Source organism: Clavibacter sp. CT19, assembly GCF_027858075.1.
GTDB lineage: Bacteria > Actinomycetota > Actinomycetes > Actinomycetales > Microbacteriaceae > Clavibacter > Clavibacter tessellarius_A.
Window position 1 is genome coordinate 274,551 of sequence record NZ_JAQHYR010000001.1, and the last position, 12,763, is coordinate 287,313.

The window sequence follows — 12,763 nt, forward strand, 5'->3', positions numbered from 1 at the left end:
TCGCGGCGCGTCCGGGCTGATGCCCCGCCTCAGCCGCGGGTCGAGCGGAGCCGCACGAGGTCGTCGACCACGCGGATGAGCTCGTCGAGCGCGGAGTCGGCCGGCGCGGATCCGCCCAGCCACGGCTGCAGCGCCGAGTTGTAGTAGAGCCCGTCGCCGATGAGGAGCACGGCGCGCGCGACGGCGGGGTCGCCGACGGCCTCGAGGATCACGGCGGCCCACTCGTCCTGGAGGTGCGTGAGCGTGTCGCGCGCCCGCGGGTGGTTGCCCTGCGCGAGGCGGGACGTCGCGACGTAGGCGCGGTCGAACGGCGTCGCGGTGGAGAGCGAGCCGCGGATCCACCGATCGACCGGCCCGCGCTCGGCCCGCCGCAGCCGCTCCACGTCCTCGCGGGCGAGCGCCGACATGCGAGCGAGGAGCCCTTCGACGAGCGCCTCCTTGCCGCCGAAGTGGTACAGGAGGCCGCCCTTGGAGACGCCGGCCGCGGCGGCGACCGACTCGAGCGTCGTGCCCCGCTCGCCCTGCTGGACGAGCAGCTCCTCGAACGCATCGAGGATCCGGTCGCGCGCGGTGGCGGTCGCGGTGGTCGCGGGGGAGCCGGCGCCGGGCGCGACGGCCTCGATGGAGGCGGACGGATCGGCGGCGTGGGGCGCGGGCGAGTCGGGCGGTGCGTCGGGCATGACCCCAGCGTAACCGCGGCTTGCCCGCTGTACCGACCGGACGGTACAGTGATCTCGGCCGCCCGGCGGCCCCGTCCGCGCGCCCCGCGCCGTCGCCTCCCGACGTCAGGAAGCCCCGTCATGTCCAGCCCCCGCACCGCCTCCGTCCCCGTGACCGCTCCGGCGCGCGCCGGGACACGACAGTGGGCGGCGCTCGTCGTGCTCATGCTCCCCGTGCTGCTCGTCTCCATCGACAACACCGTGCTGAGCTTCGCGATGCCGTCCATCGCGCGCGACCTCGAGCCGTCGGGGGCTGCGCAGCTCTGGATCATCGACGCGTACCCGCTCGTGCTCGCGGGGCTCCTCGTCGCGATGGGCAACATGGGCGACCGCTACGGCCGACGCCGCATGCTCATGATCGGCGCCGCGGGCTTCGGCCTCGTCTCGGCGCTGGCCGCCTTCGCCACCGACGCGTCCCAGCTCATCGCCGCCCGTGCCGCGCTCGGCTTCTTCGGCGCGATGCTCATGCCGTCGACGCTCTCGCTCCTCCGCTCGATCTTCACCGACCGCAAGCAGCGCCGCCTCGCCATCGCGATCTGGGCGTCCGGCTTCTCCGGCGGATCCGCGCTCGGCCCGCTCGTGGGCGGCGTGCTGCTCGAGCACTTCTGGTGGGGATCCGTGTTCCTCGTCGCCGTGCCCGTGCTGCTGCCGCTGCTCATCCTCACGCCCGTGCTGGTGCCGGAGTCGAAGGACCCGGCCCCCGGCCCCATCGACGTGGTCGCGATCCTGCTGTCGCTCGCGACGGTCGCGCCCATCGTCTACGCGATCAAGACCTTCGCGACCGAGGGCGTCACGCCGCTCGCGATCGCGGCGCCCGTCGTGGGCGTCGTGGCCGGCATCCTCTTCGTGCGCCGCATGTCGCGCGCCCGGAACCCGATGCTCGACGTGAGCCTCTTCCGCGAGCCCGTCTTCACGGGCGCGGTGCTCGTCAACCTGCTGAGCGTGGTCTCGCTCGTCGGCTTCCTCTTCTTCGTGACGCAGCACCTGCAGCTCGTCGCGGGGCTCGATCCGCTGTCCGCCGGATTCGCGCTCATCCCGGGATCCGTCGTGGTGATCGTCTCCGGCCTCGTGATCGTGCCCATCGTGGCGCGCGCCCGGCCGTCGCGGGTGGTCGCGATCGCGCTCGCGTTCTCGGCGATCGCCTACGTGATCCTGGCGGCCACCGGGAAGGGCGCCTCGGTCGGGCTCCTCGTCTTCGCGTTCTGCCTGCTCGGCGCGGGCATCGGCGCGTCGCAGACCATCTCGAACGACCTGATCATCGCGGCCGTCCCGCCCGCCAAGGCCGGGGCCGCGTCCGCCGTGTCGGAGACGGCGTACGAGGTCGGCGCGGTGCTCGGCACGGCCGTGCTCGGCAGCATCCTCACGGCGACCTACCGCACGGGCCTCGTGCTCCCGGCCGGGCTCTCGGAGGGCGACGCCGTCGCGGCGCGCGAGACGCTCGGCGGAGCGGTGTCCGTCGCCGACCGCGTGCCGTCCGACGTGGGCGCCGCGCTGCTCGAGTCGGCGCACACCGCGTTCGACGGCGGCGTCGTCACGACCTCGATCATCGGCGCCGTGCTCATGGTGGGGGCCATCGTCATCTCGCTCACGAGCCTCCGTCGGGCCAGCTCGCACGACTGAGCGCGGCCGGTGCCGTGATGCACGTCGGGCCCGTCACCTCGCGAGGTGACGGGCCCGACGCGCTCGGGGAGGGGATCAGACGATGTTGTCGTCCGAGCGCTCGCTGCGGGTGATGCGCTGTCCCGTGGCGGGGTCGATGCGCGTGCGCGTCTCGCTCACGGCCGTTCGGCGACGGGCGAGGAGCGCGACGCCGATGATGACGACGAGCGCGCCGCCGCCGATGAGGATGTAGCCCACCAGCCGCAGGTCGACGCCCGGGACGGTGATGTCGACGGCGAACGCGAGGATCGCGCCGACGATGACGAGGAAGATGCCGAGGCCGATGCTCATGGGGGTCCTTCAGTCGAACCCGCCGGTCGGTCGGGTGCGTACACCGTAGCGCGCGGGTGCCGTCGGCGTGCGGGTAACCTGGCCCGACACCCACCGAGCCCGGGAGGATCCATGCCCCGCACCATCTCGCTCGCCGTCGTCCCGGGGGACGGCATCGGCCCGGAGGTCGTCCACGAGGCCCTCCGCGTGCTCCGGGAGGCGGTCCCCGCGGACGTGTCGCTCGACACCACGCAGTACCCGTTCGGCGCCGGCCACTTCCTCGAGACGGGCGAGATCCTCACGGACTCCGACCTCGCCGCCCTCGCGCAGCACGACGCGATCCTCCTCGGCGCCGTCGGCGGAGACCCCCGCGACGCGCGCCTGGCCGGCGGCATCATCGAGCGCGGGCTGCTGCTCAAGCTGCGCTTCGCGTTCGACCACTACATCAACCTCCGGCCCACCGCGTTGCTGCCCGGCGTCGTCTCGCCGCTGGCCGCGCCCGGCGAGGTCGACTTCGTCGTGGTCCGCGAGGGCACCGAGGGGCCGTACGCCGGCAACGGCGGCGTTCTCCGTCGCGGCACCGAGCACGAGATCGCGACGGAGGTGTCGGTCAACACGGCGCACGGCGTCGAGCGCACGGTCCGCTTCGCGTTCGAGCTGGCCGAGAAGCGCGACCGCAAGCGCGTCACGCTCGTGCACAAGACCAACGTGCTGACCTTCGCCGGATCCCTCTGGCAGCGCACCGTCGACCGCGTCGCCGCCGAGCACCCCGGCATCGAGGTCGACTACCTGCACGTCGACGCCACCATGATCTTCCTGGTCACCGACCCGGCCCGCTTCGACGTCGTCGTCTCCGACAACCTGTTCGGCGACATCATCACCGACCTCGCCGCGGCGATCTCGGGCGGCATCGGCCTCGCCGCGTCCGGCAACGTCAACCCCACGGGCGCGTTCCCGAGCATGTTCGAGCCGGTGCACGGATCCGCGCCCGACATCGCCGGGCAGCAGAAGGCCGACCCGACCGCCGCCATCCTCTCGGTCGCGCTCCTGCTCGACCACCTCGGCCTGCCCGAGGCGGCCGCGCGAGTCACGGCCGCGGTCTCGGCCGACCTCGCGGCACGCGCCGCGGGCGACACGGCACCCCGTTCCACCGCGGAGGTCGGCGACGCCGTCATCCGCGCCCTCTCCACGAACCGCTGAAGGACCCCATGAGCACCACCAGCAGCACCACTCCGAGCCCCGCCGCCTTCCCCCTCTCCTTCGAGCGGACCCCGTCGGAGCGCGCCCGCGCCGACGCCGAGCGGGAGGCGATCCTCGCGGACCCCGGGTTCGGCAAGCACTTCACCGACCACATGGTGCAGATCGACTGGACCCTCGACGGCGGATGGCACGACGCCCGCGTCGTCCCGTACGGCCCGCTGCAGCTGGATCCGGCCGCGAGCGTGCTGCACTACGGCCAGGAGATCTTCGAGGGGATGAAGGCGTACGCGCACGCCGACGGGTCCGTCTGGACCTTCCGCCCCGAGCGCAACGCCGCCCGCCTCCAGCGCTCGGCCCGCCGCCTCGCGCTGCCGGAGCTCTCGACCGAGGACTTCGTCGAGTCGGTGAGGCAGCTCGTCCGCGCGGACATCGACTGGGTGCCCCGCGCCGCGGAGCAGAGCCTGTACCTCCGCCCGTTCATGATCGCCAACGAGAGCTTCCTCGGCGTGCGCGCCGCCCAGCGCGTGGGCTACTACGTGATCGCGAGCCCCGCGGGCGCGTACTTCACGGGCGGCGTCGCGCCCGTCTCCATCTGGCTCTCCACGCAGTACTCCCGCGCGGGCAAGGGCGGCACGGGCGCCGCGAAGTGCGGCGGCAACTACGCCGCGTCGCTCCTCCCGCAGGCCGAGGCCGCGTCGCACGGCTGCGCGCAGGTGCTCTTCCTGGACTCCGAGGAGGGCCGCTACCTCGAGGAGCTCGGCGGCATGAACATCGTGCTGGTCTACCGGGACGGCCGGATCGTCACGCCCGACTCCGAGAGCATCCTCGAGGGCATCACGCGCGACTCCATCCTCCAGCTGGCGCGCGACCGCGGCCTCACGGTCGAGAAGCGGCGCGTCGAGCTGTCCGAGTGGGTCGACGGCGTCGCGTCCGGCGAGATCACCGAGGTGTTCGCGTGCGGCACCGCGGCGGTCATCACGCCCATCGGCCGCCTGATGGGCGAGGGCCTCGACGTCGGCGACATCGACGCGCCCGCGGGCGAGCTGACGATGTCGCTGCGCCAGGAGCTCACCGACATCCAGTACGGCCGCATCCCCGACCGCCACGGCTGGCTCACGCGCCTCGACGCGTAGCGCGCACCGGGCGCCGCTCGTGCGGGCGGACGGGATCCGCCCGCACGGCTAGGGTCGACACCGTGAAGATCGCGCGATTCAGCACCGGTGACGACCCCCGCTTCGGCATCCTCGACGAGGAGGAGGGGCACCTGGTCGTCCTCTCCGGCGACCCGATGTTCAGCGGCTACCAGACCACGGGGGAGCGGGTGCCGCTCGCCGACGCCCGGCTGCTCGCGCCGGTCATCCCGCGCTCCAAGGTCGTCGCCGTGGGCCGCAACTACGCGGCGCACGCGGCGGAGCACGGCAGCGAGGCGCCCACCACGCCGCTCATCTTCCTGAAGCCGAACACCTCGGTCGTCGGCCCCGACGACGCGATCCGCCTGCCCGCCGACAGCGAGCGGGTCGAGCACGAGGGCGAGCTCGGGGTGGTCATCGGCCGGATCACGCGCGACGCCACCGTGGAGGACGCGGCCCGCTCGGTGTTCGGCTACACGATCGGCAACGACGTGACCGCCCGCGACATCCAGCACTCCGAGAGCCAGTGGGCGCGCGCCAAGGGGTACGACACGTTCTGCCCGCTCGGCCCGTGGATCGAGACCGAGGGCTCGTTCGAGGACGCGCTCATCGAGACGCGCGTGGACGGCGAGCTGCGGCAGTCCGGCCGCACGAGCGAGATGGTGCACTCGGTGCCCGAGCTCATCGCGTTCGCGTCGCGCGTCTGGACCCTGCTGCCGGGTGACGTGATCCTCACGGGCACGCCCGCGGGCGTCGGCCCGTTCACCGACGGCCAGGTCGTCGAGGTGTCGATCGAGGGGATCGGCACGCTCTCGAACCCCGCGCGCGCCCGCGCCTGACGATGACCCGCCCCGGCCGCGCGCTGCGCCTCGCGCTCACGGCCGGAGCGGTCGCCGTGCTCGCGGGGTGCGTGTACGACGTGTCCGACTACGGGCTCGAGACGCCGGGACCCTCGGACGCCTCCGCGCCGACCGCGTCGCCGACCCCGGGCGCCGCGGAGCTCCGGCTGCCCGCGGGGTGCACGCCCGCCGACCTCTCGATCGACTGGGCGGAGCCGGAGTCCGGACCCGCCGACGAGCTGCTGGCCGTGCGCGTCATGACCGTGCGGATCCCGAGCGCGGGGGAGCAGCCCGGCCTCGGCTCCACCACCCAGCGGGTCACGCGCACCGACACCGCGCTGCGGCCGGCGCTCCGCCTGGAGCTGGACGAGCGGGACGGATCCCCCGTCCCCGTCCCCGTCGCCGACAGCCTCGCCCCGCCGGAGACCTGGGCGGCCTTCCTCGGCGCGGACCTGCGCGACCGCGACCTCGTGGGGCCCCGGTTCGGGCGGCCGCTGCAGATCACGTCGTTCGATCCCGTGCTCGACCGCGAGGCGCGCTACGTGATCGGCTACCTCGGCTCCGCGCAGTCCGCGCACGTCACGGTGACGGGCTGCGACGGCGCCTTCCGCGGATCCGGGACCCTCGAGGGGCTCGACCCCACGCGCGCCGCGGGCGCCGTGCTCCTCGAGTGCGGCGTGCCGCCCGGCGACCAGTACGACCGGTGGGACCTCCTCGAGCCGTACTGCGCGGACGGCACGCCCGGCACCGACGGGGAGCCGCAGCCCGAGCCCTAGAATCGTGACCAGGATGACTGACGCAACGACCCACCCCGTGACCACCGCCTCCGGCACCGACGTCCGCGTCCGGTTCTGCCCGTCCCCGACCGGGACGCCGCACGTCGGGCTCATCCGCACGGCCCTGTTCAACTGGGCCTATGCGCGCCACACCGGCGGCAAGCTCGTCTTCCGCGTCGAGGACACCGACGCCGCGCGCGACAGCGAGGAGAGCTACGGCCAGCTCATCGAGGCGCTGCGCTGGCTCGAGATCGACTGGGACGAGGGCGAGGGCGTGGGCGGACCGCACGCGCCGTACCGCCAGTCGCAGCGCACCGACCTCTACCTCGACGTGATCCGGAAGCTCACCGAGTCCGGCCACCTCTACGAGAGCTACGCGACGGCCGAGGAGATCGAGGCACGCAACCGCGCCGCCGGCCGCGACCCGAAGATGGGCTACGACAACTTCGAGCGCGACCTCACCGAGGACGCGCGCCAGGCGTTCCGCGACGAGGGCCGCGCGCCCGCCCTCCGCCTCCGCGTGCCGGACACCGACCTCTCGTTCGACGACCTCGTGCGGGGCACGGTCACGTTCCCGGCCGGGTCCTTCCCCGACTTCGTGCTCGTGCGCCCCAACGGCGCTCCGCTCTACACGCTCGTGAACCCCGTCGATGACGCGCTCATGGGCATCACGCACGTGCTCCGCGGCGAGGACCTGCTCTCGTCCACGCCCCGGCAGATCGCGCTGTACCACGCGCTCATCGACATCGGCGTGGCCGACGCCATCCCGCGCTTCGGGCACCTGCCCTACGTGATGGGGGAGGGCAACAAGAAGCTCTCCAAGCGCGACCCCGAGTCGAACCTGTTCCACCACCGCGACCGCGGCTTCATCCCCGAGGGCCTCATCAACTACCTGGCGCTCCTCGGCTGGTCTCTCACGCACGACCGCGACGTATTCTCCCGGATGGAGATGATCACCGCGTTCGACGTCGCCGACGTCACGCCGGCGCCCGCGCGCTTCGACCTCAAGAAGGCGGAGTCGCTGAACGGCGACCACATCCGCCTGCTGGCGCTCGAGGACTTCGCGCAGCGGCTCGTGCCGTACCTCCAGGCCGCCGGCGTCGTCGGCGCGGAGCTCACGCACGACGAGCAGCGGATGCTCGACGCCGCGGCCCCGCTCGTGCAGGAGCGCATGCAGCTCCTCGGCGAGGCGCCCGACCTCCTGTCGTTCCTCTTCACCACGGCCGACGCGCTGCCCTACGACGACGCCGCGGTGCAGGCCCTCAAGGACGATGCCCCCTCGGTGCTCGCCGCGTCGCGCGGTGCGCTCGACGGCGTCCCGCACACGCAGTGGGACGTCGACCTGGTGCAGGAGATGCTGCAGAACACCCTCATCACCGGCATGGGCATGAAGCCGCGCCTCGCCTACGGGCCGCTGCGCGTCGCCGTCTCCGGGCGCCGCATCTCGCCGCCGCTGTTCGAGTCGATGGTGCTGCTCGGCAAGGACGAGACCATCGCGCGCCTCGACCGCCTCGCGGGGATGCTCGGTGAGTGATCCCGCGGGTGCCGGCGCTGACGGTGCCGGATCCACCGCGACGGGCGACTCCTACGACGTCGTCGTCATCGGCGCGGGCCCCGCGGGCCTCTCCGCCGCGCTGAACCTCGTGCGCGCCCGGCGCCGCACCCTCGTGCTCGACAGCAGCCGTCCGCGCAACGCCGCGACGCTCATGTCGCACGGCTTCGTCACGCGCGACGGGATCTCCCCGCTCGAGCTCCGCAAGCTCGGCCAGTTCGAGGTGGAGTCCTACGACGAGGGCGAGTTCCAGCTCGCCGTCGTGCAGTCCGCGGAGCCGTCCCCGGGTGGGTTCACCATCCGCGCGAAGGGCGTGCGTCGCGCCCCCGACCGCGAGGTGCGCGCCCGTCGCATCCTCATCGCCACAGGCCTCGTGGAGACGCTGCCCGACCTGCCGAGCATCCGCGCGTACTACGGCACCGCCGTGCACAGCTGCATGGAATGCGACGGCTACGAGAAGCGCGACGAGCCGCTCGCCCTCATCGGCGAGACCGACGACCTCGTGGAGCGCGCGCTGCTGCTCTCGCAGTGGTCGCGGGACATCATCGTGTTCACGAACGGCGTCGCGGAGGTCGACGAGGCGGGGGAGCGTGGGCTCGCGTCCCTCGGGATCCGCGTCGACCGCCGGCCTGTCGCCGACATCGAGGGCGAGCGCGCGGTCGTCACGGGCATCCGGATGCAGGACGGCTCGGTCGTCCCGCGCTCCGGCGGCTTCGTACGCCCGCGCTACTCGACGGCGCTCGACTTCCTTGCGGGGCTCGACCTCGACACGGACGACGACGGCCACATCGCCGTCGACGCCGAGGGCCGCACGTCGCACCCGGGCGTCTACGCGGCGGGCGACAGCTCGCAGCCGGGGCCGCAGCAGCTGATCATCGCGGCCGGCTTCGGGGCGCGCGCCGCGAGCGCGATCAACCGGGACCTGCTGCCCGTGATCTGACGCGTCTCGCGGCCCGTCGGCCGCGCTCCGGTTTGGCGTCGATCCGGCCGATGGGCTACACTCGACGAGGCCCGATCGCGCATCGGGGCCTTGGGGTATGGTGTAATTGGCAACACGGAAGATTCTGATTCTTTTGTTCTTGGTTCGAGTCCAGGTACCCCAGCACTGAACACGCAGGAAATGACAGGCCCGGATATCCGGGCCTTTTCCTTTTCCCGGACCATCTCCGAGCGGTCGTCGCCGGCTTCGCCTCCCGGGCTCCAGCGCCGGGTGAGGCCGCCCCGCACGTCCTGTCCACGTGCGTCTCTCGACACCGAGCCGGTGGGCGTATTACGTTATTCGCATGACAGGCGACGAGACCATCGACGGCGTGCCCGTGACGGAGGAGCAGATCCAGGCGTGGGCTGATGAGGCCGAGGTCGGGTACGACGTGGACGCGCTCACGAAGCGCGGCCGCGGCCGACCCGGTCGCGGAGCGCGACCGTCCCAGGTCGTCGCCGTGCGGCTGACCGATGACGAGCTCGCCGCGGTGGACGCGCGAGCGACGCGCGAGGGCACATCCCGATCCGAGGTGATCCGGCAGGCCCTCCACGATTCCGCGGCGTGAGGGCCCACCCTTCCGCGCGGAAGCACGGGATCGAACCCGAGGATGCCATTGAGGCTGCATCATGGGCGATCTGGATCGAGGATCTCGACGACGACAGCCCCGCGCGGCAGCTCCGTCTCGGCTTCGACCGCTCGGGTCGACTGCTGGAGACCGTGGTGCTGGTCTTCGACAGCGGGAACGAGCTCGTCATCCATGCGATGCGAGCGCGTCCGCACATGCTGCGTCTCCTGCCCTGAACATGACGACCGCCCCGCCCGAGCATCTGCTCGAGCGGGGGCGGCCTAGCCAAGGTGAGCGTCTCCGGGTCGATGCCTCAGGCCAGCATCGATCGAGTCAGCGAGCGCCGTCCTCACTACTCAGGGGGGACGATTCCAGCACACGAGCGAGCTGACGTGCGGCGACATGGCTCGACGTCTGCAGGATCCAGCTCAATCCTCGGGGCGAGGTGATCCGCAAGGATCCGTACCGCATGATCGGCAGCACGGTGTTGTTCTTGTAACGCCTATCCGGCCCGCCCTTGACGTTCACGTATCGCCACGTCTCGCCCACCTTCTCCGCGTCGGATGCGAGAGGACCCGGGTCTTCGATGAAACGCTCCGATACCGCGGTCACAATCAGTTCGCGGTAGGGGACGGCCGCGAAGTGCTTGCCGTCACGGACGAGGACCCTGTCGGGGAGGAAGTAGAGCGCCGAGTCGCCGACGGTCACCGACGGGACGGCGACATTCGTCGCGAGGTGCTTCGTGCCTGCGGCATCACTCCGAGCGGTCGTGCGTCGGACGAGTTCCCCAGCTCCGGCATTCGTCTTGTGCTGATGGGTCGTCCGCACCTTCCCGGACGTGGTGACCCTCCAGACCCTCTCCGCGGGACCGGAAGGGGTCCATGCGGTGACGAGGGCCTCGAACCAGGCCGCTGCGGAGTCGTCGACGTCGTAGATGACAGCCACCGTTCGTCGCGCAGCGTCCCGTGCGAAGAGCCACAAGCAGAGGGGTACCGCGAGCACCCACACGACGACTCCATACGGGAGGGAGACAGCCCCGACCACGACGCACACGAGCACGGCCAGCCACGCCCAGCGGCGTCGAGCCGCCGCCTGGTTGAGCTGCTCGACGAGATCATCACCGTCGGTGGGTGAGAGCTCCATTGCGTCAGCGCCAGTCACGTCCTCCATCAGCACTGCGCTCGGCTGATACGGCGCCGCTGCGGGTCGCCCGGCTCCGCGAGGACGGGATGGTCCTGTCGCCCTGTAGGAGAGGCCGGCGGCATTCACGCTCACGTAGTTGCCCCGAGGTCCGGAGCCGGCGCGGAACCCGGGAATCCCCGCGCTCACGTTCACGCCTGCTCTGCCGGCGGTGAAGCGGAACGGCCCCGCCTTCACGCTCTTCCGGACATAGATCCCCATGTGGCCTCCTTCGCCCATGTCGATCCTGCCGGAAGGATCAGTCGGCGTCTTCCGGATGGTCCGATCCCGCCCGCGGATGCTCCGCGCTGGCCGGAGCCGTCGGTCTCGCGGGCCTTCCCCGGCGCGCACCGCCGATCCGCGCCGACGGCCCCGCCCGAGCATCTGCTCGAGCGGGGCCGTCGTCGCCTTCAGCGGGATCGGATCAGGCGAGGCGCCCCTTCGGCGAGCTGTCGCTCGTCTTGGACGGGTCCTTCTCCACGACGTCGCCGAGGGCGTCGTCGATGCGGGTCAGGAGCTCGGCCGGGATCTTCACGCCCGAGGCCTTGACGTTCTCGTGCACCTGCTCGGGACGCGAGGCGCCGATGATCGCCGAGGCGACGTTCTCGTTCTGCAGCACCCACGCGACCGCGAGCTGCGCGAGGGACAGGTTCAGCTCGTCCGCGACGGGCTGCAGCTCCTGCACGCGGGTGAGCGTGTCGTCGTTCATGTAGCGCTTGATCATGTCGGCGCCGCCCTTGTCGTCCGTGGCGCGCGAGCCCTGCGGCAGGTCCTGGCCCGGCTTGTACTTGCCGGTGAGGACGCCCTGCGCGATGGGGGACCAGACGATCTGGGAGATGCCGAGGTCCTTCGACGTGGGGACGACCTCCTCCTCGATGACGCGCCAGAGGGCCGAGTACTGCGGTTGGTTCGAGATCAGCTGGAAGCCGAGCTCGCGGGAGAGGCCGTGCGCCTCGCGGAGCTGCGCCGGGGTCCACTCGCTGACGCCGATGTAGAGCGCCTTGCCCTGGCGGACGACGTCGGCGAACGCCTGCATCGTCTCCTCGAGCGGGGTCTCGTAGTCGTAGCGGTGGGCCTGGTAGAGGTCCACGTGGTCGGTCTGGAGGCGCTTGAGCGAGCCGTCGATCGACGCCATGATGTGCTTGCGGGAGAGGCCGGTGTCGTTGTGGCCCTTGGCGCCGGTCGGGAAGTAGACCTTCGTGAAGATCTCGAGCCCGTCGCGGTTCTCGCCCTTGAGCGCGTCGCCGAGGACCTTCTCGGCGACGGTGTTCGCGTAGCCGTCGGCCGTGTCGAACGTGGTGATGCCGGCCTCGAGGGCCGCCTGCACGCACTGCGTGGCGGTGTCGTTCTCGACCTGCGACCCGTGGGTCAGCCAGTTGCCGTACGTGATCTCGGAGATCTTGAAGCCTGAGTTGCCTAGGTAGCGGAATTCCATGTCCCGACCCTACGCCGCAGCCGCTGGAGCCCCGTCGGACGCGGTCTGTCGGGGCGGTGACCGCGGGGTGGACATGCGCCGGCCTGGCGGCCGCGCGGACGTCAGCGTGGGGTCGATGCCGTCCGGCGTCGGAATGCCGCGACCGACAGGGGCAGCGCGAGGAGAACCACCACGACGGCTGCCCCCATCCATGATCCGGTGATGGAGACGCTCGGCGATCCGGACGGCTCGACGCCGCCGTCGAGCGCGAGGACGAACGGGATGCGGATGTCGAGGCCGCTGCCGAAGGCGAGGGCCGCGAGCAGCATGCCGGCGATGGCGACGATGCCCATGGCGACGACGAGTGAGCCGAGGGCGACGGAGGCCCTCTCGGCGCGCGGCAGCGACCTCGGCGTCATGGCGTCCTCCTGTGCTCCGTCGGCACGGGACGCGCCTTCCGGGTGATCATCGGCGTCAG

At 71.9% G+C, this 12,763-nt stretch carries 14 protein-coding genes and 1 tRNA gene; 10 read left to right on the top strand and 5 right to left on the bottom strand.

Going from position 1 to position 12,763, the window contains the following annotated elements; all coding sequences use genetic code 11:
* Nucleotides 1-29 precede the first annotated feature (29 nt).
* Nucleotides 30-680 (bottom strand): TetR/AcrR family transcriptional regulator, encoded by a 651-nt coding sequence (locus PED38_RS01190; protein WP_270979232.1) that lies wholly within the window; start codon nucleotides 678-680, stop codon nucleotides 30-32.
* 120 nt (nucleotides 681-800) lie between these two features.
* Between PED38_RS01190 and PED38_RS01195 the strand changes: the two genes are divergently transcribed.
* Nucleotides 801-2,339, top strand: a complete 1,539-nt coding sequence (locus PED38_RS01195) for an MFS transporter (RefSeq protein WP_063072840.1) — start codon at nucleotides 801-803, stop codon at nucleotides 2,337-2,339.
* A gap of 75 nt (nucleotides 2,340-2,414) precedes the next feature.
* Here the strand turns inward: PED38_RS01195 and PED38_RS01200 are convergent, their stop codons facing one another.
* Nucleotides 2,415-2,669 (bottom strand): DUF6458 family protein, encoded by a 255-nt coding sequence (locus PED38_RS01200; RefSeq protein WP_063072841.1) that lies wholly within the window; start codon nucleotides 2,667-2,669, stop codon nucleotides 2,415-2,417.
* A 111-nt stretch (nucleotides 2,670-2,780) separates the two neighbouring features.
* Between PED38_RS01200 and PED38_RS01205 the strand changes: the two genes are divergently transcribed.
* From PED38_RS01205 to PED38_RS01245, 9 genes are all read left to right on the top strand, one after another.
* Entirely contained in the window at nucleotides 2,781-3,848 is a 1,068-nt protein-coding gene (locus PED38_RS01205; protein WP_063072842.1) for a 3-isopropylmalate dehydrogenase, read from the top strand.
* 8 nt (nucleotides 3,849-3,856) lie between these two features.
* Entirely contained in the window at nucleotides 3,857-4,981 is a 1,125-nt protein-coding gene (locus PED38_RS01210; RefSeq protein WP_270979234.1) for a branched-chain amino acid aminotransferase, read from the top strand.
* 62 nt (nucleotides 4,982-5,043) lie between these two features.
* The gene (locus PED38_RS01215) at nucleotides 5,044-5,817 is read left to right on the top strand and encodes a fumarylacetoacetate hydrolase family protein (RefSeq protein WP_270979236.1); all 774 of its coding nucleotides are present in this window, start codon (nucleotides 5,044-5,046) and stop codon (nucleotides 5,815-5,817) included.
* Between the two features lie 2 nt (nucleotides 5,818-5,819).
* The gene (locus PED38_RS01220; protein WP_063072845.1) at nucleotides 5,820-6,593 is read left to right on the top strand and encodes a hypothetical protein; all 774 of its coding nucleotides are present in this window, start codon (nucleotides 5,820-5,822) and stop codon (nucleotides 6,591-6,593) included.
* Nucleotides 6,594-6,606: 13 nt separating this feature from the next.
* Entirely contained in the window at nucleotides 6,607-8,127 is a 1,521-nt protein-coding gene (gene gltX, locus PED38_RS01225; RefSeq protein ID WP_270979238.1) for a glutamate--tRNA ligase, read from the top strand.
* Nucleotides 8,120-9,085, top strand: coding sequence for an NAD(P)/FAD-dependent oxidoreductase (locus PED38_RS01230; RefSeq protein WP_063072847.1), 966 nt, complete (start codon nucleotides 8,120-8,122; stop codon nucleotides 9,083-9,085). The genes gltX and PED38_RS01230 overlap by 8 nt, the downstream gene beginning before the upstream one ends.
* A 91-nt stretch (nucleotides 9,086-9,176) precedes the next feature.
* Nucleotides 9,177-9,248, top strand: a tRNA-Gln gene (locus PED38_RS01235).
* A gap of 180 nt (nucleotides 9,249-9,428) precedes the next feature.
* The gene (locus PED38_RS01240) at nucleotides 9,429-9,692 is read left to right on the top strand and encodes a CopG family transcriptional regulator (RefSeq protein ID WP_270979240.1); all 264 of its coding nucleotides are present in this window, start codon (nucleotides 9,429-9,431) and stop codon (nucleotides 9,690-9,692) included.
* A complete protein-coding gene (locus tag PED38_RS01245) occupies nucleotides 9,689-9,928 on the top strand; it encodes a toxin (RefSeq protein WP_270979241.1) in 240 nt (79 codons plus the stop codon). Before PED38_RS01240 ends, PED38_RS01245 begins: the two co-directional genes overlap by 4 nt.
* 97 nt (nucleotides 9,929-10,025) lie before the next feature.
* Here the strand turns inward: PED38_RS01245 and PED38_RS01250 are convergent, their stop codons facing one another.
* The 3 genes from PED38_RS01250 to PED38_RS01260 all read right to left on the bottom strand — a co-directional run bounded on the left by PED38_RS01250 (nucleotide 10,026) and on the right by PED38_RS01260 (nucleotide 12,704).
* Nucleotides 10,026-11,111 carry a DUF4236 domain-containing protein gene (locus PED38_RS01250; RefSeq protein ID WP_270979242.1) on the bottom strand — a complete coding sequence of 362 codons (1,086 nt, stop codon included), beginning with the start codon at nucleotides 11,109-11,111 and terminating at the stop codon, nucleotides 10,026-10,028.
* 184 nt (nucleotides 11,112-11,295) lie between these two features.
* Complete coding sequence (locus PED38_RS01255) at nucleotides 11,296-12,306, bottom strand: aldo/keto reductase family protein (protein ID WP_063072851.1); 1,011 nt, start codon at nucleotides 12,304-12,306, stop codon at nucleotides 11,296-11,298.
* Between the two features lie 101 nt (nucleotides 12,307-12,407).
* The gene (locus PED38_RS01260) at nucleotides 12,408-12,704 is read right to left on the bottom strand and encodes a hypothetical protein (RefSeq protein WP_063072852.1); all 297 of its coding nucleotides are present in this window, start codon (nucleotides 12,702-12,704) and stop codon (nucleotides 12,408-12,410) included.
* Nucleotides 12,705-12,763 lie beyond the last annotated feature (59 nt).